Annotated in this window: 24 protein-coding genes; 14 read left to right on the top strand and 10 right to left on the bottom strand. The window is 65.0% G+C overall.

Annotated elements, in window-relative coordinates:
* Positions 1–181: 181 nt before the first annotated feature.
* From VHK65_00020 to VHK65_00060, 9 genes are all read right to left on the bottom strand, one after another.
* Positions 182–865 carry a hypothetical protein gene (locus VHK65_00020; GenBank protein ID HVS04541.1) on the bottom strand — a complete coding sequence of 228 codons (684 nt, stop codon included), beginning with the start codon at positions 863–865 and terminating at the stop codon, positions 182–184.
* Between the two features lie 88 nt (positions 866–953).
* Positions 954–2,420 carry an aldehyde dehydrogenase family protein gene (locus VHK65_00025; GenBank protein ID HVS04542.1) on the bottom strand — a complete coding sequence of 489 codons (1,467 nt, stop codon included), beginning with the start codon at positions 2,418–2,420 and terminating at the stop codon, positions 954–956.
* A gap of 18 nt (positions 2,421–2,438) precedes the next feature.
* Positions 2,439–3,893, bottom strand: a complete 1,455-nt coding sequence (locus VHK65_00030) for a trimethylamine methyltransferase family protein (protein ID HVS04543.1) — start codon at positions 3,891–3,893, stop codon at positions 2,439–2,441.
* A 4-nt stretch (positions 3,894–3,897) separates the two neighbouring features.
* The gene (locus VHK65_00035) at positions 3,898–5,070 is read right to left on the bottom strand and encodes an iron-containing alcohol dehydrogenase (GenBank protein HVS04544.1); all 1,173 of its coding nucleotides are present in this window, start codon (positions 5,068–5,070) and stop codon (positions 3,898–3,900) included.
* Positions 5,071–5,206: 136 nt separating this feature from the next.
* Complete coding sequence (locus tag VHK65_00040) at positions 5,207–6,124, bottom strand: phosphotransferase (protein HVS04545.1); 918 nt, start codon at positions 6,122–6,124, stop codon at positions 5,207–5,209.
* On the bottom strand, positions 6,099–8,546 hold the full coding sequence (locus tag VHK65_00045) for an FAD-dependent oxidoreductase (GenBank protein ID HVS04546.1): 2,448 nt from the start codon (positions 8,544–8,546) through the stop codon (positions 6,099–6,101). Before VHK65_00045 ends, VHK65_00040 begins: the two co-directional genes overlap by 26 nt.
* Before the next feature lie 32 nt (positions 8,547–8,578).
* On the bottom strand, positions 8,579–10,222 hold the full coding sequence (locus VHK65_00050) for an APC family permease (GenBank protein HVS04547.1): 1,644 nt from the start codon (positions 10,220–10,222) through the stop codon (positions 8,579–8,581).
* Between the two features lie 69 nt (positions 10,223–10,291).
* Entirely contained in the window at positions 10,292–11,224 is a 933-nt protein-coding gene (locus VHK65_00055; GenBank protein ID HVS04548.1) for a metallophosphoesterase, read from the bottom strand.
* A 9-nt stretch (positions 11,225–11,233) separates the two neighbouring features.
* Positions 11,234–11,947 (bottom strand): GntR family transcriptional regulator, encoded by a 714-nt coding sequence (locus VHK65_00060; GenBank protein ID HVS04549.1) that lies wholly within the window; start codon positions 11,945–11,947, stop codon positions 11,234–11,236.
* A 111-nt stretch (positions 11,948–12,058) separates the two neighbouring features.
* On the opposite strand from VHK65_00060, the gene VHK65_00065 reads away from it, so the two are divergent.
* From VHK65_00065 to VHK65_00130, 14 genes are all read left to right on the top strand, one after another.
* On the top strand, positions 12,059–12,493 hold the full coding sequence (locus tag VHK65_00065) for an SRPBCC family protein (protein HVS04550.1): 435 nt from the start codon (positions 12,059–12,061) through the stop codon (positions 12,491–12,493).
* Between the two features lie 72 nt (positions 12,494–12,565).
* Positions 12,566–15,082, top strand: a complete 2,517-nt coding sequence (locus VHK65_00070; protein ID HVS04551.1) for an FAD-dependent oxidoreductase — start codon at positions 12,566–12,568, stop codon at positions 15,080–15,082.
* Between the two features lie 11 nt (positions 15,083–15,093).
* Entirely contained in the window at positions 15,094–15,858 is a 765-nt protein-coding gene (locus VHK65_00075; GenBank protein HVS04552.1) for an electron transfer flavoprotein subunit beta/FixA family protein, read from the top strand.
* A 2-nt stretch (positions 15,859–15,860) separates the two neighbouring features.
* Positions 15,861–16,868 carry an electron transfer flavoprotein subunit alpha/FixB family protein gene (locus VHK65_00080; protein HVS04553.1) on the top strand — a complete coding sequence of 336 codons (1,008 nt, stop codon included), beginning with the start codon at positions 15,861–15,863 and terminating at the stop codon, positions 16,866–16,868.
* Between the two features lie 15 nt (positions 16,869–16,883).
* The gene (locus VHK65_00085) at positions 16,884–17,402 is read left to right on the top strand and encodes a hypothetical protein (GenBank protein ID HVS04554.1); all 519 of its coding nucleotides are present in this window, start codon (positions 16,884–16,886) and stop codon (positions 17,400–17,402) included.
* Between the two features lie 48 nt (positions 17,403–17,450).
* Positions 17,451–18,239: an IclR family transcriptional regulator gene (locus tag VHK65_00090; GenBank protein HVS04555.1), complete on the top strand. Its 789-nt coding sequence runs from the start codon at positions 17,451–17,453 to the stop codon at positions 18,237–18,239.
* Positions 18,236–18,952, top strand: coding sequence for a corrinoid protein (locus tag VHK65_00095; protein HVS04556.1), 717 nt, complete (start codon positions 18,236–18,238; stop codon positions 18,950–18,952). Before VHK65_00090 ends, VHK65_00095 begins: the two co-directional genes overlap by 4 nt.
* Before the next feature lie 4 nt (positions 18,953–18,956).
* Entirely contained in the window at positions 18,957–19,331 is a 375-nt protein-coding gene (locus VHK65_00100) for a methylenetetrahydrofolate reductase C-terminal domain-containing protein (GenBank protein HVS04557.1), read from the top strand.
* Positions 19,318–20,271 carry a methylenetetrahydrofolate reductase gene (locus VHK65_00105; protein ID HVS04558.1) on the top strand — a complete coding sequence of 318 codons (954 nt, stop codon included), beginning with the start codon at positions 19,318–19,320 and terminating at the stop codon, positions 20,269–20,271. The genes VHK65_00100 and VHK65_00105 overlap by 14 nt, the downstream gene beginning before the upstream one ends.
* Complete coding sequence (locus VHK65_00110) at positions 20,271–21,137, top strand: dihydropteroate synthase (GenBank protein ID HVS04559.1); 867 nt, start codon at positions 20,271–20,273, stop codon at positions 21,135–21,137. The genes VHK65_00105 and VHK65_00110 overlap by 1 nt, the downstream gene beginning before the upstream one ends.
* Entirely contained in the window at positions 21,134–22,960 is a 1,827-nt protein-coding gene (locus VHK65_00115) for an ASKHA domain-containing protein (GenBank protein ID HVS04560.1), read from the top strand. The genes VHK65_00110 and VHK65_00115 overlap by 4 nt, the downstream gene beginning before the upstream one ends.
* On the top strand, positions 22,957–23,544 hold the full coding sequence (locus tag VHK65_00120) for a DUF1638 domain-containing protein (GenBank protein ID HVS04561.1): 588 nt from the start codon (positions 22,957–22,959) through the stop codon (positions 23,542–23,544). The genes VHK65_00115 and VHK65_00120 overlap by 4 nt, the downstream gene beginning before the upstream one ends.
* Positions 23,544–23,834, top strand: a complete 291-nt coding sequence (locus VHK65_00125) for a virulence factor (protein ID HVS04562.1) — start codon at positions 23,544–23,546, stop codon at positions 23,832–23,834. The genes VHK65_00120 and VHK65_00125 overlap by 1 nt, the downstream gene beginning before the upstream one ends.
* Complete coding sequence (locus VHK65_00130; protein HVS04563.1) at positions 23,831–25,507, top strand: formate--tetrahydrofolate ligase; 1,677 nt, start codon at positions 23,831–23,833, stop codon at positions 25,505–25,507. Before VHK65_00125 ends, VHK65_00130 begins: the two co-directional genes overlap by 4 nt.
* Positions 25,508–25,528: 21 nt before the next feature.
* Here the strand turns inward: VHK65_00130 and VHK65_00135 are convergent, their stop codons facing one another.
* Positions 25,529–26,098 (bottom strand): DinB family protein, encoded by a 570-nt coding sequence (locus VHK65_00135; GenBank protein ID HVS04564.1) that lies wholly within the window; start codon positions 26,096–26,098, stop codon positions 25,529–25,531.
* Position 26,099: the final 1 nt, after the last annotated feature.

Genomic DNA, 26,099 nt, shown 5'->3' on the forward strand with positions numbered 1-26,099 from the left:
TCTCACTCGCCCGACGGATCGGCGGGACGCTGCTGAACCCGAACGACCCCGCGGGGCCGATCTCGGTGTCGATCGGGACCGCCGCCTTTCCGGTCGACGGCATCACCGCGGTAGGCCTGCTGGCGGCTGCCGATCGCTCGATGTACGTCGAAAAGCGGCAGCGAGTCGCCTGAGGCGGAGACTACTCCGCCTGGTACGGCTGCCGGACTTCCTCGGGCAACTCGTACCAGCTGACCCGATCGCCGACCCGGGCGCGCAGCTTCCATTTGAGCGATTTCGGCTGCGCATCGATCCGGGCCCAAAGCTCATCGAGCCGCTGCTCGATCGTTGCGGACGCCACCGGGAGCTCTTTTGCGGTTTGGCGAAGACGCGCCGTGTTCAACTGCAGCGTTCGGTACAGGCCCCAATCCTGCGAGAGCAAGCGGGACAGGTACACCGCATTGATGGCGTCGTTATCGTGGTCCGCGATCGGATGATCGAGGAGCAGAGCGACGGAATCGACGAGGTCCTTCATGTTCACCTCGAAGACCTGCAGCTTGCTGAGTAGCAAGTCGGCGGGGGTCAGGCAGGCGTCGTCGCCGCCCAGCCGGTCGGCCAGCTCGATGACGTGGCACATGCGCATTCGGTCGATGAAGATATCGATCTGCCGGCTGTTCACGCCATCCAGGTAGAGCAGACGCTGGTGCCCATTCAGCGTGTTGAAGCGGAGGTCTCCCTGGTAACCGAGAGATTCGAACAGCTTCTGGACCTGGGCTCGCTGCTTCGAGGGCGCGACGAAATCGAGGTCGCCGTACTTCCGCTTGAGGGGCGGCTGCCTGGCGCTGGGCGAGTGGAGGTTGACAGCGGCGCCGCCGACCAGCTTCACCGGAACCCGGGCCGTGCGCGCCGCGGCCGAGATGCGTTCAGCCTCGGCGATGACGTCGGCGACGGGGGCGCCGGTCTGCGCCGTCAGCTCATTGCTCCTGCACGTCCACGATGATCGTCTTGAGGTCGGTCATCTGCTCGATCGCGCGATAGCCTCCGACCCGACCGATGCCGCTCTCCTTTCCGGCGCCGCCGCCGAAGGGAATATGCGCCTCCCAGTAGTTTGACGACTCGTTGACATTCACCCAACCGGTCTCGAGCCGCCTGGCAAACCTGAGCGCGCGGTCGATGTCCCGCGTATAGACGGAGCCGAGCAGGCCGTACGGTGAATCGTTGGCGATGCGCAGCGCGTCCGCTTCGTCGTTAAAGGAAATCACGGGCGCGATCGGGCCGAAGGTCTCCTCGCGGCTGACGCGCATCCCAGGCGAGACATTACGCAGCACCGTCGCCTCGTAGTAGAGCGACGTCGGAAAGCCGCCTGCCCGGTGGCCGCCGGTCACCAGTGTCGCGCCCCGGTCGATCGCGTCGGCCACGTGTTCATCCATCTTCAACGCGACGCGCTCGTTGTTCAGCGGTCCCATGGTGGTTGCCTCGTCGAATGGATCCCCAAGGGTCACGGTCTCCATCGCGGTCTTGAGCTGCGCCAGGAAAGCGTCCTGGATCCCGCTCTGCACCAGGATGCGCTCGCCTGCCGTGCAGCTCTGTCCCGCGCAGAGGAAACACCCGGTGATGGTGCCCTCTGCCGCCCGTGCCAGGTCGGCGTCTTCGAAGATCACGATTGGGCCGTTGCCACCGAGCTCGAGCATGACATGCTTGCCTGCCGCGCGCCGCGCCACCGAGCGGCCGGTCTCGGTCGATCCGACGAACCCGACGCCGGTGGTCAGTGGGTGGCCGGCAATCTCGTCGCCAACTACCGAGCCCGGGCCGGTGACGAGGTTGACGGCGCCGGCCGGCAGGTCCGCCTCGGCCAGGCACTCCATCAGCTTGACCGAGATCGCGGACGTCGATGTCGCGGGGGCCCAGACGATGGCGTTGCCGCCCGCCAGGGCCGGGGCAATCAGCTCCGTTGCCATGGTCAGCGGCCAGTTCCAGGGAGTGATCAGCGCATAGACACCGCGGGGAACCCGAAGCGTGAAGACCAGCTTGTTCTTCGCCATCGATGGGATCACGTTCGTCTCGAGCCGCTTGATGTCCTCGGCCGCGATTCGGAAGTATTCGATCGCTTCGCCCACCTCGCCGACGGCCTCAGCCTTGTAGGGTTTGCCCTGATCGAGACTCAGCCAATGGGCGAGCTCGTCGCGGCGCGTCTCCATCACATCCGCGATCCGATGCAACAACCTGGCCCGGTCGAAGGCGCCGAGCGACGCCATTGCCGTGCGCGCCCGGTGCGCCGCCTCGACGGCGCGGCTGGCGTCGGCCCGGGTGCCCTTCGGCAAGTGGGCGATCACCTCGCCGGTTGCCGGGCTCCGCGCTTCGAAGGTTTCACCGCCCTCCGAGTCGACCCACCGGCCGTCGACGAACATCTTCAGCGTTTCGACTTTGTCGGCGACTTTCAATCCTTTCCTCCTGTTGACTCAGACCGGGGCGTGGAGAATCGCGTCTTTGCGCACCTCGATGAACGCCTGGAGCTGTTCATCGATGCCCGAGTCTATCCCCGGATCTTTATAGTCGGTCAGGAGCTGCTTCCACTTCTCGTTCGCAACCTTGTCAGCGGTCCGCGATCCCATCCGCTGCCACCGGTCATAGTTTTCGGTCGACGAGATCCACGGCCGGTAGAAGCCTGTCCGGTAGTTCCGCATCGTGTGCTCGGAACCCAGGTGGTGACCGCCGGGACCGACTTCGCGGATCCCGTCCATGGCGAAGCCCTCATCGTCGAACGGGATCCCCTTGGTGAGGATCCACTCGAACATCCGCAGGGCTTCCACGTCGATGACGAATTTTTCATAGGAAGCCAGCAGCGCGCTCTCTAGCCAGCCGGCGGCGTGAAGGACGAAGTGGACGCCACCCATCACGGTCGGCCACATGCACATCATCGATTCATAGGCGGCCTGCGCATCTGGGGACTTGGAGGAAGTCAGGGCGCCGCCACCGCGGAAGGGGATGCGGTAATGGCGTGCCATCTGCGCGCTGGCCAGAATTCCCATGGCCGACTCCGGCGTGCCGAAGGCCGGACTGCCCGACTGCATGTCGATGTTGGTCAGGAAGGAGCCGTAGATACACGGGGCCCCGGGGCGAATCAGCTGGACCAGGGCAATCCCCGCAAGGGCTTCCGCGGTCTGCTGTGCGATCGTGCCGGCAAGGCCCATCGGCGACATCGCGCCAGCCATCAGGAATGGTGTCACGATCGCGGGTTGGTTCGCCTCCGCGTAGGTGACCAACGCACCGAGCATCCGATCGTCGTAGCGGAGCGGACTGTTGACGTTGACGAGGGCCAGGAGGGCGGGCGTCTTCTCGATGTTCGCCCGGCCGCCGAACAGGATGGACGACATCTCGATGGAGTCGCGGGCTCCCTCCTCCGAAATCACGCTGCCCATGTAGGGCATGTCGGTCCACCGCATGTGCGAGTAGACCATGTCGAGGTGGCGCGTCTCGAGCGGGAGGTCCTCCGGCTCGACGATAGTCCCGCCTGCGCAGTGGATCTGCGGGGTCGCCTGCGCCATCTTGTCGAAGTTGGTGAAGTCGGCGATGGTCGCGCCCCGGCGACCCCGGTCGAGGTCCGTGATGAAGGGCGGCCCATAGACGGGCGCATTGACCAGGTGGTTGCCGCCGATGGTCACGGTATTCTTTGGATTGCGTGCCTGGACCTGGAAGGTCGCCGGTACCTTCTTGATCTGCTCCTCGATGAAGGCCGGCTCGAAGTGGACGCGGCTATCCTCGATCGTCAGCCCGGCACGACGGAACGCGTCGAGGGCGCGAGGGTACAGGAAGTCGACGCCGATCTCCCGCAGGATCTGCATGGCGTGGTCGTGGATCTGCTGAACCTGGTCCTCGGAGAGGATGTCGTACGGCTTGAATGTGTTGGTCCACATGGCTTCAGGAACCGGCGTGTGCCAGCTGTCGTGCGACCTTCCGGTGGCGTCCCGCCTCAAAAGCCCGCGCGTAGATCTTCTCGTAGTTGCCCGCGTCGACATCTCTCGGATTGCCGATGGTCTGCGAGTCGGCCTCGGCCTTCTGCGCCAGCAAGGGGATCTCCTCTTCCGAAAAGCCGAGCTCGTTCAGCGACGGAATATCGAGGTCCTCGGTCAGCTGATAGACGTACTCGACCGACAATTCGGCCGCTTTCCAGATGGTTTTGTTGGCAATGTCGAGGCTGAGCGCTTGCGCGATGCGGGCAAAACGTTCCGGCTCCCCCGAATAGTTGTACTCCATCACCGGTGCGAGCAACCGACCGGTGAGCGCCCCATGCGGCGCATCATGGACGCCCCCGGCGGACTGGCTCATCGCATGCGCCGCCCCCGCCGAGTCGGTGCCGTAGGCGAGGCCTGCGAGCATGGCGGCCATGCTCATGTGGTAGCGCGCTTCGAGATTGTGACCCTGCGAATAGGCCACCCGCAACCAGCGGCTGCAGTACTCCATCGCGTGGAGGGCCACGGCATCCGTGAACGGCTGATGATAGGCCATCGTGTAACACTCGATCGCGTGCGTGAGGGCATCCATGCCCGTGCCGGCCGTAACGCCGGCCGGCAGGTTGATGCTCAGCTGCGGATCGATGAGCGCTACCCAGGACGCGATGTTCGGGGTGCCGCCGACATTGAATTTGATTTTCCGGTCCGGATCCGTGATCACAGCCCACAGCGTCACCTCGCTGCCGGTGCCGGCTGTCGTCGGGACCGCGACCAGCGGCGGAATGCGGGAGTGGATCGGATCCTTGCCCCACTCGTACTGGACGATGCTCCCGCCGTGAACGGCGACGACCCCGATGCCTTTCGCGGAGTCGATGGAACTGCCTCCGCCAATGGCGATCAGGCCATCGCAACGCTCCTTCTTGTAGTACGCGGCGCCGGCATCGACCAGCGCGATCCCAGGATTGGCTCGCACCTGGTCGTAGGTCACCGGATCGAGGCCGGCGGAGCGAAGCGGCTTGAGGGCCTCATCGAGCAACCCCGCTTTCACGATCCCCTGATCGGTGACGACCAGCGGCCGCTTAACGTTGAGGCTGGCGGCTTCATCCCCGAGCGCGCTCAGGGCACCGATGGCATGCACCATTCGGGTTGGTGACTGATACGCCTTCAGGACATTGTCAAGCACGGCCAACGAATCTCATCCTCCTTCGGACGGGTTGCCGGCGACCTTTTGTATACGCCGAAAGTCTCTTCCCCGAGTGGGGCTCTGTCAAGGGCCCTCAAGGCGGTTGGCCGGCCTCCTTCAACCAGCCTTCAAAGCGGTCCGACTCCATGACCTTGAGTGCCCGATTCCATCGCGTCGTGTAGTAGTCGGTGAAATCGAAGTCCAGCGTCGAGATCTTGGCCTGGATGGCGCCCCAGAGCGTCCACCCGACGTCAGACATGAGCGCGAACAGGTTCATCCGGGCGAGTTGCTGCTGGTCCGGCCGGCCGAAGTACGCCTCGCACAGGACGGTTCGCAACTCATCATCAAGGCTCGTCTCCTGCGCTGTGTTGCCCAGGTCGAAGCAGGCATCGTTGTTCCCACTCAGTTCGTAATCGACGATCCGCAAGCAGCGCCCGTCGTCGATGAAGTTCTCGCAGAGCAGGTCGTTGTGACAAGAGACGCTGGGGAGCGCTCCAACCCGGGCCGCCCGCTCGATTTCCGCCAGCAGCGGCAGCCGTTCCCGATAATCCGAGGGGATACGGACCTCATGCTCCTCGACGATCCGGAGGTAGTCCTCGATCAGCCGGAACATGTCGAAGTCCTTCAAGAAGCGAGGCGCCGAGTGCAGGCGCTTGAACGACTCGGCCATCCGCCGTGCCATCGACTTCGATTGCAGGGTCCCGGCCGACATCGTCGGTCCGGGGATGAACTCGAGAACCATGATGTCGAGCTGCGGAATATGTTCCAGCACAGCCGGACCGATGCCAGTACTGGCCGCTGCCCTGGCGTTGTAGACCTCGTTCGCCCGGTCGATCGATAAGAGCTCCGTCGAGGTGCCGGGGAGACGCATCACGTAGCGTTCGCCGCCGGCCTCGACCAGGTAGTTCTCGTTGGTCAACCCGCCCGACAACGAAGAGATCTTGACGTCCTGGCCTCGCCAAAGCGAGACGCGTCCGACCGCCTCCTCAGCTCGCGACAGGCTTTGCATCATGGCCTACCAGTTGGTCGCGCTTCAGCGCGGCGTCAGTGCTGACCTCAGCCGGCACACGCCGCCCGAATACGTCCACCTCGACCCGCGTTCCCGGTACCAGACCGACCGGCAGGTAGCTGTAGGCAATGTTGCGCCGGATGGTGAACCCGTAGGCGCAGCTGCGGATCCGGCCGACGAGCGAACCATCGGCGTAGACGGCCTCGCCACCGTAGATGGTGAGGTAGTCTTGCTCGCCGACCAGCAGTGTGCGCAGACGCCGCTTGATGCCCGCCGCCTTTGCTGCGATCAGCGCCTCCCGCCCGTTGAAATCGCCCTTGTCGAAGCGAACGCAGAACCCAAGCCCGGCCTCCAGCGGATTGTCGAGAAGGGTGAGGTCCGTCCCGTAATAGCGGTAACCCTTCTCCATTCGCAGCGAGTCCAGCGCTCGGTATCCACCTGGCCGAATGCCAACGGTTTGCCCAGCGGCCATCAAGCGATCCCACACCTGCATCGCGACACGGGGCTCGATGTAAAACTCCCACCCCAACTCGCCGACGTAGGTCACACGCTGAGCGAAGACGTCGAATCCATCGATGCGGATGTCGTGTGCCTGCATAAACGGGAAGCCGTCCTCCGAGACGTCGTCATCGGTCACGCTCTCCAGCACCTGACGGGAACGCGGGCCCCACATCCCGACAACGCACAGCTCCTCCGTCGTCTCGCGGACGTCAACTGGTCTGTCCTCGTCGCGTTGCTCCAGCCGCAGCCACCCGAGGTCGCTGTTCACATATCCCGCCCCGGTGACCAACCTGAACCGGTCCGGGCCGAGACGGGTGATGGTGACGTCGCCGGCGATCCCTCCGCGGCGGTCGAGCAGCTGCGTGTAGACGACACTGCCCACCGGCCTGTCGATCAGGTTGCCCGCGACACGTTCGAGCAGCGCCAGCGCTCCCGGACCGTCCAGCTCGACCTTCCCGAACGACGTCATGTCGATGATCCCCACTCGTTCGCGGAAGGCGCGATGCTCCTCGGCCTGCAACTCGAACCATGGCGGTCGCGTCCAGCCGAAGCGGCGCTGGTCTGCGCCCGCTCGCCGCCACCCGCCCGGCTCAAAGTGCTCGGGTCGCTCCCAGCCATGTTTGGCTCCGAAGACCGCCCCGAGGTCTTGCATCCGATGGTGCAGGGCGCTCGTCCGGCGCGGCCGGCCCCACTCGTCGGCGTCGTACGGATAGCGGAGGAAGTAGTAGTAGCGGTACGTCTCTTTGGCCAGCTCGGCCACATAGCGATGGTCGCGGTGGACCGGGCCGAAGCGCCAGGGCCGGTAGGCATGGAGGTCCAGCTCGCTCTCCCCGGCCGTGATCAGCTCCGTCAGCGATTTCCCTATCCCGCCGGCGCCGCCGAACCCGTTTAGTGACAGCCCGGCCGCCATGAACAGCCCGCGTACGCCTGGTACCGGCCCCAGCAGGGGATTGGCGTCGGGGGTCATCGCGTCCGGATGGCAGACCAGTTTGATAATCCCCGCGTCACTGATGAAGGGAAACCGTCGCGCCGCCCCGGCCAGCAGGGGCTCGAACCGACGCTGGTCCGGAGTAACGGAGCTTCCGGCGTGCTCCCACGGAACGCCGTCGATCCATCGCGCGTTGGGGTTCAGCTCGTAGCCGCCGAGCACCACACCTCCCGCCTCGGCCTTCCCGTAGATGAGGTTGTCGGGGTCACGAAAGCACGGCATGGATTGCGGGAGCTCAGCGCCCTCAACCGCCTGCAATGCGGCGTGCTGATGATCGACCGGCGTAGACACGACGAACGCTCCGGCCATCGCGGCCACTTGCGGGGCCCAGATGCCACACGCGATCACCACTACCTCAGCCTCGATCCGGCCGGCCTCCGTCTGCACCGCCTGGATCTCGCCCCGCGAGGACAGCGCCAACCGGGTCACCCGCGTGTCCGTCAGCACCGTCACCCCTAAGTCGCGCGCCGCCCTGGCCAGTGCGAAGGTGGCGGTATGCGGATCGAGGGCCCCGTCCCCGGGCATCCAGACCGCGCCAAACAACGAATTCGTGCTGATGGCGGGCATCAACTGCGCGGCCTGCTCGGCCGACACCACCTCGACGTCGAGTCCGATCGCTCGGGCGCGACTCACACCCCGCTGCTGCTCCATCAGTTGCTCGCGACTCGAGGCGAAGCGCAAGCTGCCCACCGAGTCAAAGATGCCCAGCTCGCGATAGAGCTCGATGCTGTAGCGACGGAACCGCATCATCGTGGGGGAGGGATTGAACTGGGTGACCAGTCCCGCCGCGTGACACGTCGAGCCGCTGGTCAGGTCGGCTTTCTCCAGGAGCACCGTGTCTTTCCATCCAGCAAGTGCCAGGTGATAGGCAACGCTGGTGCCGGTGATCCCGCCCCCAATGACGACGGCGCGCGCACGGCTCGGTAATTGAGTCATGCGCGCGCCGCTCCAGTCAGATCGTCGAACGACTACTCAACGGGGATCTCCTGGTGGATGCGAGCCAGGTCGATACCCTGCCGCTTGCGCACCACTCGAGCGACCACGTAGATGGCGATGGCGACGAGGTAGGTTACCGCGAAGTATTGGAGCGGTAAGACGTTGGTCGTGAAGGCGGTCCCATAGACGGTGTTGAGGGACCACTCCACAATCATGAACGCGAGGAAGATCGCGCTGATCACTCCTGTGACCGTGATGACGGGGATGCCGGCGACGCGCCAGCGCGCGATGGGCGAGTTCCGGTAGATGTCAGCGCGCCGCCAGGGGAGGATGGCCGCAGCGATGACCGTCCCGAGGAAGGTCACCGCGATCACGGCCGTAGCGTCGAGGAAGATGACCTGGAAGTTCGCCCGGTAGGCGAAGAGGGCACTGACGACGAGCGATGGCACGATCATCAGGATCAGCGATCCGTAGGGGACGCGCCGCTTTGCCGAAATGTTGGCGGCCCACTCCGGGAGGACGCGGTCGAAAGCGGCCGCGAAGATAACGCGGGTCGACGAGAGGAAGAGGGTTCCTGCCCAGCCGAAGAACCACAGTCCCATGACCGCGATCAGCAGCGCCTGGAACAGGTGATTGCCGACCAGCCAGCCGGCGAACATGACCGGGTAGGGCCAAGTCGACACCGGCGCCGCAGCCCCGCCTGGTAGCAACGAGTTCCAGTACGCGGCATTTGCCGCGTAGTAGAAGTCCCAGCCGACCGTCTTGAGGATCAGCAGGATAATGACGGCCACCAGCGCAACCGTCACCCACAGGCCCCAGAACATGGCAGAGAAGACCTTGCGGTACTCCTTGGCGCCGCGCACCTCGCCGTACAGCGTGGCTCCCCAGACCGGCCAGAGGAGGTAAAAGGCGAGGAAAGGGAGAAGCAGCAGGGTTGACGTGAACCCGAAGTTGCCGAAGGTTACGCCGCTGGTGCCGCCCTTGGCCGCCGCGGCGATGGTGGCCTGGTAGGCGTTCCCGGAGGCGCCGAACAGTGAGGCGGCTTCCCGATTGAATGCGCTCACGAATGCGTCGTGGGTCGAGAAGAGCAACAGCCCGACCATGACGATAAGTCCGCCCATCCCCAGCCAGAAGCAGAACCGCTGGATCTTGGCGTAGCCCTCCATGCCCAGGGTGATCACGCCGCTGACAAACGCGAGCACGATCAGGCAGCTGACGAAGATGCCATTTGGACTGGTGAAGAACGTGGCCGCCCCCGTCCAGCCAAGGGTATAGGCGAGCGGCGCGAAGAACTGCAGGACCAAAATGTTGGCGTAGATCGGGGTCCAGAGCCAGAGCGTGAACCACCATCCGGTGATGGCCAGCACGAAGCCAATCCCGCCGCCAAGGATGCGACTCTGCCAGGCATAATCGCCGCCTGCCCGCGGCATCACGCTGACCAGCTGCGCATACGTTATGACGAGGAAGGTGACCAGCACACCGGTAAGCAGGACCGCGCCCAGGAGCTGCCCGTCCGGAATGGCATAGACGAACGACATACCGTAGAGGCCGAGCGTGACGAGGTTGACCGACCAGAATGCATATAAGAAGGCGTCGAACGTTGACCAGGCTTTGACGAGACCGGTGGCGTTGCGTAAAAACAGCGTTTGCCGAGGCGCTTCCGTCGTAGTCGCCATTTACTCCTCCTTCGAAATTTGATAGGGCGAGGCGGCGTCGAACCTGACTTGCTTCTAGCGCTTCACCTCCTAACCGTTGACAAGCTGGTAGTTCTTGACGCCTCTCTTCTGGTCGAGCTCGATGATCGACGCGAGCAGCATCCCTTCTTCGTAGGCACTGCCAGGGTTGATAGCGAGCGTCTTGCCCATGCGGGCGATGCCCTTGCCTTCGTGGATGTGGCCGTGCAGGGAGAGCATCGGTTGGTATTTGTCGATCGCGTCGCGCACCGCCGTCGAGCCGACGTGACGAAGCACGCGGCCACCATGCAACGGCTTCAAGTTTTCGTCCAGCGCCGGCGCCTCATCGAGCGAGGTGCCATAGGGCGGTGGATGGAAATTGAAGATGGCCCGGCTCATCTCCTTGATATCGCGCAGCATCGGCTCCATTCGTCTCGCCAGCTCCTCTTCGGGCGCCTCGCGATAGGTGTGCCACGGCGTGGGGTTGGCCCAGCCCGAGGAGATCATCTCGTAGCCCCCGATGTCGATCATCCTGCCTTCAGCGAGCTCGACGCGCGGTGCGTTGGCGATCACGTCGTCGATTTCCATCTCGTCGTCGTTCCCGGGAGCCACGAAAACGCGAACCTTGCTGTCCTTGAGCTTCTCCTGCGCCATCTGCATCCAGCGCTCGACGGTCTTGCACATCTGCTCGGTGAAGAGGGTCTGGACCTTGGCCGGGTCCTTTTCGAGCTCGGCCACCTGGGCCGACGTCATCCGGACCGGGTAATAGCCCTTGCGTTGAACCTGGCTTTCGACCTCGGCGACCTGGTCGCGGCCGACCCGCTGGGAGACGCCGGACAGCGTCAGCTCGTAGCTGTCACCATCCTCAACGATCGGAATCATGGCCTTGCCGGTCATATCCCCACCGCAGATGAGGACATCGGCGTTGTAGAACTTTGCCGCGTTGAGAAATTTCCGCCAGCAGACTTCGGAACCGTGCAGGTCGGTGGCGTAAAAGACTCTCACTGCTTCCTCCTAAAGAACCTTGCGAATGGCGTGCTCGAAGCCGGTGATGTGTTGGCGCATGACGGCCTCCGCCTTCTGGGCGTCGCGCGAAACAATGGCGTCCAGGAGCTGGCGATGCTCCTCGACGGCCTCCTTCAGCCGGACGCCGCGGTCCAGGCCAAGGAACCAGATGCGGAGGCTGAGGTTGAAGCACTCCTCCAACATCGTCTGCAGAAACGCATTGCGAGTTGCCCGGTAGACCTGCCGGTGGATCCGCTGGTCGAGGCGAATCAGGGTGTGGACGTCGCCCTCATCGATCCTCTCCAACTCTTGCATGAGCGCTTCCATGGCCGCGCGATCGCCGGTGCTGCCGCGCTCCGCCGCCAGTCGGGCGGCGTAGCCTTCCATTTCCACGCGCACCTCGGTCAGGCGATGGAGGTCCGTCAGGTTGATGTCGCAGACGAACGTCCCTCGGTGCGGCACAAAGGTGACGAGGTTCTCGTGCGCCAGCCGCTGCAGCGCCTCCCGGATTGGGGTGCGTCCCAGGCCGAGCTCCTGGCGAAGGTGCGCTTCTTCGATCACGGCCCCCGGAGCCAGCTTGAGGGTGACGATCTGGTCCCGTATCAATAGGTAGGCCCGCTCGCCCTGGGAGCGAACCGAAGCGCTCTGCAGGACGACTGTGTGCAGCGGCCTCTCCTGGCCGCTGCGTCGCAACCGACGAGCGGTCGTCAGTTCGCTCGCCAAGCTTCCCCTCCCCGTATATCGGCCGTACACCAGCGATATATCGGCCTGCGCGAAACGCTAGCACGGCTTCCGAGCGGGGTCAAGATCTGGCCTGGCGGGTTTAATTGACGGATGCCGACCGTGCGCTTCCAGGTGACAACCGACCTACCACCCGACCGCGTCCTGGGCGTGCTCACCGACTTCAGCGATCGCCGGCCGGACGTCTGGCCGAACATCGATCACGCTCATTTCCGTGTCCACGGCCAGGGGCCCGGCTGGGCCGACGTGACCGAAGGCAACGTCCTCGCCTGGGAGCGGAACTCTTACCAGTGGAATGCCGCGGCCGGCGAGGTCACCGTGACCGCGGTCGAATCGGACACGTGGGCGCCGGGGAGTCAGTGGCGGTACCGGCTGCAGCCCACCGCGACTGGCGGCACCCAGGCCGACGTCACCGTGGTACGGACCGGCCGTGGCCCGCGCGGCCTGGTAATCGGGGCGTTCATCACCTGGTTCGGCCGCCGGATCCTCCGCTCCAATATGGAGAAGGTGCTCGCGCGAATCCGCTGAGTGCGGATCTTTTCTGATTTCGTCTTCGTCGCTATGCTGGGAGCCAACGACGAAGCAAGAGGAGGGGAGAGGGTGAGCAGCCTGCCCGCGCAGGCGAGAGTCGTCGTGATCGGCGCCGGGATCGTGGGCAACAGCATCGCCTACCACCTGGCGCAGCAGGGTTGGAAGGAGATCGTCCTGATCGATAAAGGCCCGCTTCCCAACCCGGGCGGCTCGACCGGCCACGCCTCCAACTTCATCTTTCTGACAGACCACTCGAAGGAGATGACGCTCTTCACCCTGGACAGTGTGCGCCAGTACAAAGCCCTGGGGGTCTTTACGCAGAGCGGTGGCATCGAGGTCGCCCGCACCGCCGAGCGGATGGAGGAGCTCAAGCGGCGCATGGCCTCGAGCAAGGCCTGGGGTATCGACGCCGAGCTGGTGTCTCCGGCGGAGGTAAAGCGCCTGGTGCCCTACATCAACGACGACATCATCCTAGGGGGTTTCAGCACCTCGGGGATCGGCACGGTCGATTCACTTCGGGCCGGGACCTTGATGCGTGAGAAGGCGCAGGCGATGGGCGCGCTCACCGTCGCGCCGAGCACCGAGGTCGTCGGTATCGACGTCGAGAATGGGAGAGTCCGGCGCGTGCGAACCGACACGGGAGACATCGAATCAGAGGCGGTGGTGATCACCAGCGGAATCTGGAGCCCACGAATCGCGCGGATGGCCGGCGCGTCGATTCCCCTGAGCCCGGCCGTGCATCAGATGATCAGCGTCGGCCCCGTCCCCCTCTTCGCCGACACCGTTGGGGAGATCAAGTACCCGATCATTCGCGACATGGATACCAACGGGTATGAGCGACAACACGGTAGCGACATGGAGGTGGGCTCCTACGACCATCGACCGATCCTGTGGGAACCAGACGATATCCCATCCCTGGAACAGTCCAAGCTCTCGCCGACTGAGTTGCCCTTCACCAAAGAAGACTTCGACGAATCGCTCGAGCACGCGCTCGAGCTGATGCCCGACATCCTGGGCGATCCGCGGGTCGGCATCCGCCATGCGATCAACGGCCTGCTCTCCCTGACGCCGGACGGCTTCCCCCTGCTGGGAGAGACGCCGGAGGTCAAGGGCCTGTGGTCGGTGGCGGCGATCTGGATCAAGGAAGCTCCGGGCATCGCCCGCTGCGTCGCCGAGTGGATGACGTCAGGCGTATCGGAGATCGACCCCTCGAGCTCCGACATCGCCCGCTTCTATGACCATCAGAAGTCCCGCGCCCACATTCGCGGACGCACCGCCGAGGGATTCAACAAGACCTATGGCATCGTCCACCCCCGTGAGCAGTGGGACTCGAACCGCCGTGTCCGCCTCAGCCCCTTCTACGAGCGAGAGAAGGCGTTGGGCGCCGTCTTCTTCGAAACGGCCGGCTGGGAGCGACCGAACTGGTACGAGTCGAACAAGCCGTTGCTCGCGGAGTACGGCGAGCGGGTCATGCCGCGACGCTATGAGTGGGATGCCCGCTGGTGGTCCCCGATCATCAACGCCGAGCATCTTGCGATGCGCGACCGGGTCGGTATGGTCGACCTCTCGGCGTTCGCCGTGTTCGACATCGTCGGCACCTGCGCGCTCGACTACATGCAGAAGATGTGCGTGGTCCAGATGAACCTACCGGTTGGGCGGGTGATCTACACCTCGCTGTTGAATCCGGCGGGCGGGATCAAGGCGGACCTGACCGTGATGCGCTTGGGAACCAACCATTTCCGGGTGGTGACCGGTGGCGCCGACGGGATGCGCGATCGCAAGTGGTTCTCCGATCACCTCCCGCAGGACGGCGCGGTCCAGCTTACCGACCTGACATCGAGTTGGGCCACCATCGGCGTCTGGGGTCCGCGTGCCCGCGACCTGCTCCAGTCGATCACCGACGCGGACGTGTCGAACGAGGGCTTCCCGTTCGGGACCTGCCGCTTCATCGACCTCGGCCCCGTGCGGGCGCTGGCGTCACGGATTTCCTACGTCGGCGAGCTGGGCTGGGAGATTTACGTACCCTTCGAGCAGGGAGCGCGCCTGTGGGACGCGATCTGGGATGCCGGTCAGTCGTATCGGATCGCGCCAATCGGGATCGGCGTCTACGGCACGACCGGACGCTTGGAGAAGTGCTACCGGGCCTACGGCAACGAGCTGGAACAGGAGTTCAACCTGGTGGAAACCGGACTCGCGCGACCGCAGGTCAAGCCGCAGGACTTCATCGGCAAGGAGGCCTATCTCAAGCAACGCGCCGAGCCGCCCGCGGTCACCCTCTGCACCCTGACGGTCGATGACAACACCTCGCGATCCGGGTTCAAGCGGTTCATGATGGGGCGCGAGCCGGTCGTGTCCTCGCAGGGCACACGAATCGTCGATCGGCATGGACGCGGCTCCTACGTGACCAGCGCCGGGTCCGGACCATCGGTGGGCAAGACCATCCTGATGAGCTTCTTGCCACCGGAGCAGGCGAAGGTTGGCAGCAGGCTCGCGGTCGAGTATTTCGGCGAGCAATACCCGGTGACGGTCGCCGTGGTGGGACCCACGCCTCTTTTCGACCCGCAAAACGCCCGCGTGCGGAGCTAATCCCGCTGCCGATGAACGTTCTCGTCTGCGTCAAGCGTGTCCCTGCCACCGCCGGTCAGATCACGCTGACCCCGGACGCCCAGGAGATCGACACGCGTTACCTCGGGTTCACCATCAGCCCGCACGAGGAATGCGCGGTCGAGGAAGCGGTTCGAATGATCGAGGCGCACGGCGGGAGCTCCACCGTGCTCACCCTCGGACCCGAGGCCGCGGTCGACCAGCTCCGCGACGCGATGGCGCTCGGCATCGAGCGCGCGATCCTCCTGGAAACCGATGGTCGCGAGTGGGACCCGGTCGCCACCGCGGCCGCGATCGTGGAGGCGATCGAGGCCGAGCGCGCCGCAGGGCGCAGCTATGACCTCGTGATGTTCGGGAATGAATCGGCCGATAGCGCCGGGTACCAGGTAGGCGTCCGAGTTGCCGACGCCCTCGACCTTCCATGCGTGACCGGGATCAAGGCGCTGAAGATTTCGGACGGCCGCGTGACCGTTCGCCGCCAGACGGAATCGGGATGGGAGACGGCCGAGGCGCTGCTCCCCGCCGTGCTGACGGTAAAGGAAGGGCTCAACCTGCCGCGCTACCCCTCACTTCCGGGGCGGCTGAAGGCGAAGAAGAAAGAAATCGAGCGGATCGCGCCGCAGTGGCAGGATGGCGGGCTGGAGAAGATTCGCCTCAAGCTGCCGGTGCAGGCCGAACATACCGTCGAAATCCTCGGTAAGAACGGCGACGCGGGCGCCCAGCTGGTTGCAGTCTTTCAACGCTTGCGGTTGCTCTGAGTATGGTCCTTGCCTTTATCGAGCACGTCGATGGAGCGCCGACCATGCTCTCGCTCGAAGTGCTCACGATGGCCGGGCGGCTCGCACGCGACCTGGGCGTGCCCCTCGACGCGGTTGCCATCGGTCCAAAAGGCGCGGCGGCCAGCGGCATCCTAACCTCTTACCAGGTCGCTACATTGCATCTGGCCGATGATCTTCGGCTGGCGGAGTACGCGCCGGCAGCGTGGGCGCACACCATCGCTGAGCTTGCCGACCGGGTCAACCCCAAGGTCGTCATCGGGACGGCGAGCGACCGCGGTGGCGAGGTCATGGCCCATGTTGCCGCGCGGATGACGTTGCCGTTGGCGGCCAACTGCACCCAGATTGCGGCGGGTGATCCGTTCATCGTGACGCGCCAGCGCTGGGGTGGCAGCCTGCTCGAGGAGGCGCATCTCAGGGGTGCGGTCAAGCTGTTGACGGTCGCGCCTCATGCCCTGACGGCTGAGGCTTCCCCCAACCGCACCGAGGTCGCGACGCATTCGCTTGCGCCCGCGCTGGAAGACAAGGATTTTCGTGTGCGACTGGTTCCCCAGGCCGGGGCCGATAGCGGAAAGATCTCGCTCGCACAGGCACGCGTCGTGATCGGCGGCGGCCGCGGGGTTGGCAGCGCCGAGGGATTCGCCACACTCGAGGAGCTGGCTGATTTGCTCGGCGGCGCGGTCGGCTGCTCGCGCGTCGTGACCAGCCTCGGCTGGCGGCCACATTCCGACCAGGTGGGACAGACCGGGACCCGAATCGCGCCGGACCTTTACATCGCCTGTGGCATAAGTGGGGCGATCCAGCACATGGTCGGCTGCCGGGCGGCCAAGCACATCCTCGCCATAAACACGGACCCTAACGCGCCCATCGTGGCGCAGGCGGATTACGCGGTGATCGGCGATGTCCAGAAAGTGCTGAGCGCCGTCAACGCCGAAATCCGGCGGGCCAAGTCGGGTCATGAGCGGATGGTGACCGAAGCCCCGACCGCTTAGGCTCTTCCTACCGTCATGCCCTGGGCCGGAGTCGGCGCTGCCATCATCGCTGCGGCCGACGACATCCTGTACGTCGGCGCCGCGAGCAGTGACGCCCAGTTCCTCCGGGTGCCGTTCGTGGCTGGATTCATCGCGCTGATGGCGATCTGCACCGGGCTTTCCGCACGCGCATCGGCAACGCGCTGGCGACCGCCCCTTCTTGGCATCTCCGCGGCGGGCCTGCTGCTGCTCGGTGTCATCGGCATCTTGTCGATCGGGTTGCCGCTGCTAGTAGCCGGGCTCCTTGCCCTGGTTGGCCTCATCAATGCCCTGAGCCGCCCGGGGTCTGCTCCCGGACGTTCCGGCAGGGCAGCTGCCGGGATGGCGGCGGGCGGTGCTCTCCTGGCCGCGGTGGTGCTACTGGGCGGCTTCATCCTGACCGAGCTGGCGATTCGCTGCCCGACCCGTGGGGTTATGGGCGGTAGCGGTCCCAGCTTGATCGGCGGCTCGTACGCGTACAGCTGCGACAACGGCAAGTTGACCATCTCACGCTAGCCCGTGCCCTTGCGATGGGGCAAAATGCGAGGTATAGTTTGTTGTGCGATGAGCACCGGTTTCGCAACGCGCAACAAGGTGCAATCTCTAGACCGAGCGCTGGAGATCCTGAAGCTGCTCGGCAGCGAACCCGAAATGCGCGTCACCGACCTCGCCCGCCGGCTCGAGGTCCACAAGTCGACAGCGTTCCGCTTGCTCTCGACGCTTCAGGAGCACGGGCTGGTCGAGCAGAACCCAAGCACGGAGAAATACCGGCTCGGATACGGCCTGGTCCGCCTAGCTGCGTCGGTGGTCGGCGAGATCGACCTGGCCCGGGCCTCGCGGCCAGTACTGGAAGAGCTGGCCACCCGCACGTCGGAGACGGTGAACCTCGCGATTCTCCAGGGCGACCAGGTCGTCAACATCGACCAGATCGCCGCCCCGAACCTGGTCGTCAACGTCAACTGGGTGGGCAAGCAGACACCGCTGCATTGCACGTCGAACGGCAAAGTCCTGCTCGCGTTCCTGCCCGACCTGGAACGTCGCCGGTTGCTGGAGCAACCCTTGCATCGCTTCACACCCCGCACCATCACCGACATCAAAACCCTGGACAAGCAGTTGGGCCGCGTGCGCGACGACGGGTGGGCCTTCACACTCGAGGAACTGGAGATCGGCTTGAATGCCGTGGCGGCACCCGTACGCGGCACTGACGGATTGGTCCATGCCGCGGTCAGTGTCGCGGGTCCCTCGTATCGCGTCACCCCGCAACGGCTTGGCGAGCTGGGAGAAATGACAAAACAGGCCGGCGAGGCGATTTCGCAACGGATGGGTTACATCCCAGGAGGAGGCGAGGCATGAGTCGGGAAGAAGAGATTCGGCAGGAACTGTTCGATCACACCCTCAACGGGCACGCACCCGAGGTGAAGGCGCTGACCGAGGAAGCCCTCAAGCTCGGCATGGATCCGATGGACATCCTCTTCAAGGCGCTGATCCCGTCGCTGGAGGAGGTGGGCCGCCGCTTCGAGAAAGGCGACTTCTTCGTCCCCGAGATGCTGATCGCGGCGCGCGCCATGCAAGGAGCGCTCGTCATCCTGCGGCCGCTGATCGCCGAGACCGGCGCCAAGCCGATTGGAAAGTACGTAATCGGCACCGTCAAAGGTGACATCCATGACATCGGGAAGAACCTCGTGATCATCATGCTCGAAGGCGCCGGCTTCGAGGTCGTCGACCTAGGCGTCAACTGCCCACCCGAGAAGTTCGTCGAAGCCGTCCGGACGAACGAGCCACACATCGTCGGCTTCTCGGCCTTTCTCACGACCACGATGCCGATGTTCAAGGTCAACATCCAGGCCCTGGAGAAGGCCGGCCTGCGCGACAAGGTGAGCGTGATGGTTGGTGGCGCCCCCGTCACCGAGGAATACGCCAAGCTCGCTGGCGCCGACCATTACGCGCCCGATGCCTCGTTCGCCACCAGGATGGCCAAACAGATCGTCGGCGCGGCACAAGCCGCCGAGAATGCAGCACTCACGCAGGCCGTCGAACTCATCGATAAGACTCTGAAGAAAGGCTAGGGCAGTGCGCGTTCTCGAACGCCTGGTGCTCGCCGCCGAGAAGCCGCTGAAGGAAGCGATCTGGGATTGCCGGATGTGCGGCCAGTGCATCTTGCACTCAACCGGCCTGAGCTGCCCGATGCGCTGCCCCAAGAATCTCCGTAACGGTCCTTGCGGCGGCGTTCGTGCAGACGGCAACTGCGAGGTGTACGCGGACAAGCGTTGCGTCTGGGTCGAGGCCTGGGAGGGCTCGCGGCGCCTCCCGATCTTCAAGGATCACATTTTGCATCTACAGAAGCCGGTCGACTGGCAGCTGCAGGGCACCTCGTCGTGGATCAACCTCGTCAGTGGCCGAGACCAGGTCGCGCCAAAAGGTTGGGAGACCCATGCCGAGCGCTAGCCGACTCGCCGGCTTGCTACACGAGGGACGTTTCGTGGTCACCGCCGAGCTCTCCTCGAGCAACAGCGCCGATCCGGAAGCAACCTGGCGGCGCGCCGAGGTGCTGCGGGGATCGGTGGATGCCATCAACTGCACCGATAACACCGGCGCTCACGTGCACATGGCGTCGCTGGCGGCGGCTCACCTGCTGGTAGAGAAGGGGCTCGAGCCCATCATGCAGTTGACCGTCCGGGACCGAAACCGGCTGGCGCTGCAGGCGGACCTGCTTGGTGCCGCGGCCCTCGGCGTCCGCAACCTTGTCCTGATGAGTGGCGATGACGTGACGGCCGGCGATCATCCGGACGCTCGCCGCATCTATGACATCGACTCGCTGCAACTGGTGGAGGTTGCCACGGCCATGCGCGATCGCGGCACCTACCTGAGCGGACGAAAGTTGGAGCAGGCGCCGTCCTTTTTCATCGGCGCCGTCGAGAATCCGTTCGCGCCGCCACTGGAGTTCCGCCCGCTGCGGTTGCAGAAGAAGGTGCGGGCGGGCGCCGATTTCATTCAGACGCAGCTGGTCTTTGACGTCCCGCTCTTCGCCCGATTCATGGCCATGGTCACGGATCTTGGCGTGACGGACAAGGTCTTCATCATCCCCTCGATCGGAATCCCCCGTTCGGCCCGGGGCGCCCACTTCATGCGCGACAAGGTCCCGGGATTACACGTTCCGGATGAGCTGGTGGCCCGGCTCGAAAGGACGCCGCCGGCTCGGCAAGCCGACGAGGGCATCAAGATCGCGGTCGAGCTTGTCCAGGCCGTGCGCGAGATCCCCGGAGTTGCCGGCGTCCACTTGATCGGGATCAAGTGGGAGGAGGGCGTGGTGCAGGTGGCCGACGCGGCCGGGCTCCTGCCCAGGCCGACCCTGAGTCCGCTGGCCACGGTCGGAAGCAGCCGCTGATGGAGACCATCATCCGCTCGCGCTCGCGCGAGGTGATCGTCTCCGCCGACAGGCCCTTCGTGATGATCGGCGAGCGGATCAATCCCACCGGCCGGAAGGTGCTCGCCGCCGAAATGAAGGCCGGCGTCATGGACCGGGTCAAGGCGGACGCGATCGCCCAGGTGGAGGCTGGCGCCCAGGTTCTCGATGTCAACGCCGGCGTGCCACTGGTCGATGAGCCGGCATTGCTGGTGGCCGCGATCAAAGCCGTCGGCGAAGTGACTGACGTGCCGATCTGCATCGACTCATCGGTGATCGAGGCGCTCGAGGCCGCGCTGGCCGCCTATGAAGGCAAGGCGCTCGTAAACTCCGTGACCGCTGAGGACGAGCGCATGGATCGGATCCTCCCGGTGGTCAAGAAGCACGGCGCCGCGGTCATCGGCATGAGCAACGATGAAACCGGCATCACGATGCTGCCGCAGGAACGGGTGGAGATCGCGCGCCGCATCATCGAGCGCGCGAAGTACTATGGGATCCCGGCCGAAGACGTCATCATCGACCCGATCGCGATGACGGTTGCCGCCGATCCGCTCGCCGGCCTGGTGACGCTCGAGACCATGCGACTCATCAAAGAGCAACTCGGCAACAACATGACCTGTGGCGCGTCGAACGTGTCCTTCGGCTTGCCCGACCGGCACATCCTAAACGCCGCCTTCTTTCCGGTAGCCATGCACGCCGGCCTGACGTGCGCGATCACCAACCCGCTCGTGGCGGAGGTGCGCAAGGCCGTGCAGGCCTCCGATCTTCTCCTGGGCCACGACGAGTACGCGATGGCCTGGATCTCGGCGTTCCGTGCCGATCAGAAGAAGGCGGTTGCCGCGTCGTGATTCAGAAGAAGCTCGAGGTCCTGTACCAACCGTTCGACAAGACGACCCGGGTGCCACCGGGCACCACCCTCTTCAGCGCAGCGCACTGGATTGGGCTGCCGATCGACTCCACCTGCGGTGGCCGCGGCACCTGCGGCAAATGCAAGGTGCAGGTGCTGCAGGGTGGCCTGGAGGTCACGCCCTCCGATCGGAAGCAGCTTCGTCCCGGTGAGTTGGAGGAGGGCTGGCGCCTCTCCTGCCAGGCGAAGGTCTACCTTGACACCATCGTTACGGTCCCCGAACTGCTTCGGGTCCCGAAGGCCGCCACGATGGGCGTCAACCGGTTGGTGCTGCTCGACCCCAACGTGCGGAAGGTGTTCGTGGAGCTGACCGAGCCCGATCTCGAAGACCAGCGCAGTGACATCGAGCGGCTCCGCGATGCGCTGACCGCCGAAGGCTTCGACATGAAGGCCGACCTACGCGTCCTGCGTACGCTCCCCGGGCTGTTGCGCAGCGCCGAGTTCAAGGTGACCGCCGTGCTCGGCGGCGATCAGCTGATCGCCGTGGAGGCGGGCGACACGCGGGAGGCGACCTACGGTGTCGCCTTCGACCTCGGAACCACGACCGTCGTCGGCACACTGATGAACCTGCGGACCGGCATGGCCGAGGCCGTCCGCTCGACGCTCAACGGCCAGGCGCCCTTCGGGGCCGATGTCATCTCCCGAATCAGCCACGGCATGCAGGGCGATGAGGCGAAGGCGGAGCTCCGGGAGGCGATCCAGCGCACGATGAACGCGGTCCTGCAGGAGCTCTACGATGCGGCCGGTGTCGAGCGGGAGCGCGTCTACGAGGCCGTGGTCGTCGGCAACGCGACGATGCTGCACCTGTTGCTGGGCATCGACGCGACGCCGATCTCGATGATGCCGTTCACCCCCGCCTTCCGCGAACCCCTCTACCTTCCCGCCCGTGAGGTCGGCCTCGACATCCACCCAGGCGGATACGTCCAGACCCTGCCGGTGATCGGGGCCTATGTCGGCGCCGACATCGTCGCCGGCGTCGTCGCCACCGGCCTCGCCCGGGAGGACAAGCTGCGGGTCTTTGTCGACGTCGGCACCAACGGCGAGATCGTGCTCGGCTCGGTCAAGCGTGTTCTCTGTACCGCCGCACCGGCGGGCCCCGCCTTTGAAGGCAGCCAGATCCGCTGCGGCATGCGGGCCACCGACGGCGCCATCGAAGGCGTGACATTGAGCGACCACATCGAGCTCCAGATCATCGGGGGCGACATCGCACCCAAAGGGATCTGCGGCTCGGGGCTGGTCGACACAGTGGCGCAGCTCCGGCTCGTCGGCCTGCTCGACGCCGGCGGCAAGATGCGAAGCCGGGAGGAGGTCCCGGAGCATCCGCTCTCGGACCGGCTGATCACGATCGACGGTGTGCGGGCGTTCCTCCTCGCCGAGAATATTTACCTGAGCCAGCGCGACGTCCGTGAGCTGCAGTTCGGCAAGGGCTCGATCGCCACCGGCATCAAGGTGCTGATGGACGTCATGGGTATCACGGTGGCCGACCTGGACGAGGTCCTGCTGGGCGGGTCGTTCGGGTCCTACTTGAACCCCGAGAGCGCGAAGATCATCGGCCTGGTGCCGCCGGTCGACGTCGATCGCATCCTGTCGGTGGGCAATACTGCGGGCGAGGGCGCGAAGATGTCGCTCCTGTCCTTCCGCGAACGCCAGATCGCTTTCGAGCTACCCGACAAGATCGAGTACGTCGAGCTTTCCGGACGCGCCGACTTCAACGACTCCTTCGTTTCGGTGCTGGCGTTTCCCGAGCTGGAGACGTTGCGGTGAAAGACGTCGCCCTGCTCATCTGTGGAGCCCTCGGCAAGGAAGTCAAAGCGATCGTCGACGAGCACGGCTGGGACGTCGACATCTATGGGGTGCCGGCGATGCATCACTTCTATCCGAAGAAAATCGTGGAAGCGGTCGATCGCAAGCTGGACGAACTGTCGCCTGGTTATCACAAGGTGGTGGTGGTCTATGGCGACTGCGGCACGGCCGGCGCGCTCGAGCCGGTCCTCGAACGCCACGGGGCGGTTAGGGTGCGCGGACCGCACTGCTACGAGATGTTTGCCGGCACCGACTTCGACCGGATCACGGACGAGCGCCCGGCGACGTTTTTCTTGACCGACTGGCTGGTGCGGAATTTCGAACGAGCCGTCGTTCGCGGGCTCGGCCTGGACCGGTACCCCGAGCTCAAGCCTGTCTACTTCAAGCACTACACGGACCTGCTGTATCTCGCGCAGTTCGCCGACTCCCGGTTGCTCGCGAAGGCGTGCGAGATCAGCGACTACCTAGGCCTCCCGCTCGAGGTCAGGCACGTGGGGTTCGGCGAGCTGGAGACGCGACTGGCGGAGCTCGTCGAGGCGGCCTGATGGCGAAGTACCAGGTGATGTTCTGGAAACACATCCCGGCCCAGGTCAAGGCCTGGGACGAGGGCGGTGAGGTGAAGCGGATGCTGCCCGACCGCTTCCAGGCGGCGATCGACGCCTTCGCGATGAAGGACGGGTCGGCCGAGATGGATGCCTACCTCGACGGCTGGCGCTGGGGCGACCCGCAGGAGCGCTCAGGTGCAGCGGAAGAGGTGGCGACCGACGTCGTTAAAGAACTTGACGTGGCGAATCCGAGATCAAAGCTGATGAATCCAGGCCAGGAGGGAGCATGAGCCAGACCGCCAAGACGCTCGAAACCGTTCGGCCCCACGGCCTTCGGCCGGTGTTGGACGTTGGAAGAGATTTCGGACTTCTGGATTCGGAAATGATTTCCTACGGGCCCTACAAGGCCAAGATCAGCCTCGATGCCTTGAAACGGTTGAAGATCAGGCCGGACGGCAAGCTGGTTGTGGTCACTGCGATTACGCCCACCCGGGCCGGCGAGGGGAAGACGACCAGCGCCATCAGCCTGACGCAAGGCCTTGGACGGATCGGTACCAACGTTGCGCTGTGTCTCCGGCAACCGTCGACAGGTCCGCTGTTTGGCATCAAGGGTGGCGGTACGGGCGGCGGTATGGCGCAGATCGTCCCGATGGAGGAGATCAACCTTCACTTCACCGGCGACATCCATGCCGTCGAGGCCGCCCACAACCTTCTGGCGGCGGTGATCGACGCCGCGCTCTTCCATGGGCAGCTCGAGATCGGCCCCAGTTTCATCACCTGGCCGAGGACCCTCGACGTCAACGACCGCGCCCTGCGCCACATCGTGACCGGCCTCGGCGGCGACGAGCACGGGATAACGCGGGAGTCGAGCTTCATCATCGCCGCGGCTTCGGAAATCATGGCGATCCTGGCACTCGCCGCCGATCTCGAAGATCTGCGGAAACGGATCGGGCGAATCATCGTGGCGCAACGCAAGGATGGGAGCTTCATCACGGCCGAGGACCTGCGGGTGGCCGGCGCGATGACGGTGTTGCTCAAGGACGCGCTGCTGCCGAACATCGTGCAGACGATGGAGGGCCAACCGGCGCTCGTGCACGCCGGTCCCTTCGGCAACATCGCGCACGGCAACAACTCGCTGCTCGCCGACCAGATCGCCCTCAAGCTGGCGGACGTCGTCGTGACGGAAGCGGGTTTCGGCGCCGACCTGGGGCTCGAGAAGTTCGCCCACATCGTGGCGCGCTACGGCCATCTGAAACCGGCCGCGGCGCTGGTGATAGCGACGGTGCGCGCGCTCAAGTCGCACGGCGGCGTGCCCCTGGCGAAGCTTGGGGCCGAGGACCTCGAAGCCTTGAGGCGCGGTGCCGAGAACCTCGCCGCCCATATCGATATCGTCAAGGCGTTCGGCATGCGCTCGGTCGTCGGTGTCAACCGATTTCCGACCAACACAGAACGGGAGCTCGAACTGTTGACCGAGCTGGCCCGCGAGTTTGGCGCCGACGCGGCGGTCGTCAATGATGGCTTCGGTCACGGCGGGGAAGGGGCGGTCGACCTGGCCGAGGCCGTACTCGCGGTCACAAAGAATGGCAGCAACTTCGCGCCGCTATATCCGCCCGAGACGCCTATCCGTGAGCAGATTCAGACGCTCGCACGGCGAGTCTATGGCGCGGCGGACGTCGAGTTCCTGCCCGAATGCCAGAAGCGCATCGACTGGCTGACCGAACGTGGGATGGGGACCTTGCCGGTGTGCATGTCGAAGACGCACCTCTCACTCTCGCATGACCCGGCGCTGAAGGGCCGGCCGCGCGGCTTCACGCTGCCGGTCCGCAACGTTTATCCGTCAGCCGGCGCCGGCTTCGTCGTGGCGCTCGCGGGCGACATCCAGCTGATGCCCGGGCTGGGCAAAGAACCGGCCTATACGCGGATCGATATCGAGCCAAGCGGACAGATCACCGGCCTGACCTAGGGTCCATCGTTCGAAGCCCGGCTAGTTGGTGGCGGTCCCGGCGGTCCCCTGGAGACCGCGCAGCGCCTCGATCATCCCGAGGTGTCGCTGGACATGATCCAGGTAGAGCATGGTGTTATGGGCATAGGTGTCGTTGTCAGGATCGTCCGCGATCGGCGTAAAGATCCTTGCCTCCGGCAAGGCCTCCAAGATTGTCCGCAAGCGAGCGAAGACGCGTCGGGCGTAGTCGATGACCGCCGCTTTCTCCGGTAGCCGAAGCGCGTCGGCGGCCTCGTCGTCCATTTCCGTGCCAGTGTCGCGGCGGCCCATGTGCCCGATCGGCAGGCCCCACTGTTTCGCCAGCGATTCAGCCGCCCAGATCTGCTGGGGCGGTCCGAACCGGCCTGCGAGCTCCGGCGTTTTCTCGACAAGGATCTCCGCGTAGCGATCATCCCAGCGGGCGATGTGCCAGACCTGCCATGCCACGCTGTGGACCCGCGTTCCCACGGATTTCGCGAATTGGCCATCGTCCGTGGCGTCAGCGGACTCGATGACCCGGCCGTGCGCGATGGCGTAGTTCTTGACGAGCAGGCTGAGGGCGTTCTCAGGCACC

The organism is Candidatus Dormiibacterota bacterium (assembly GCA_035544955.1).
GTDB lineage: Bacteria > Chloroflexota > Dormibacteria > CF-121 > CF-121 > CF-13.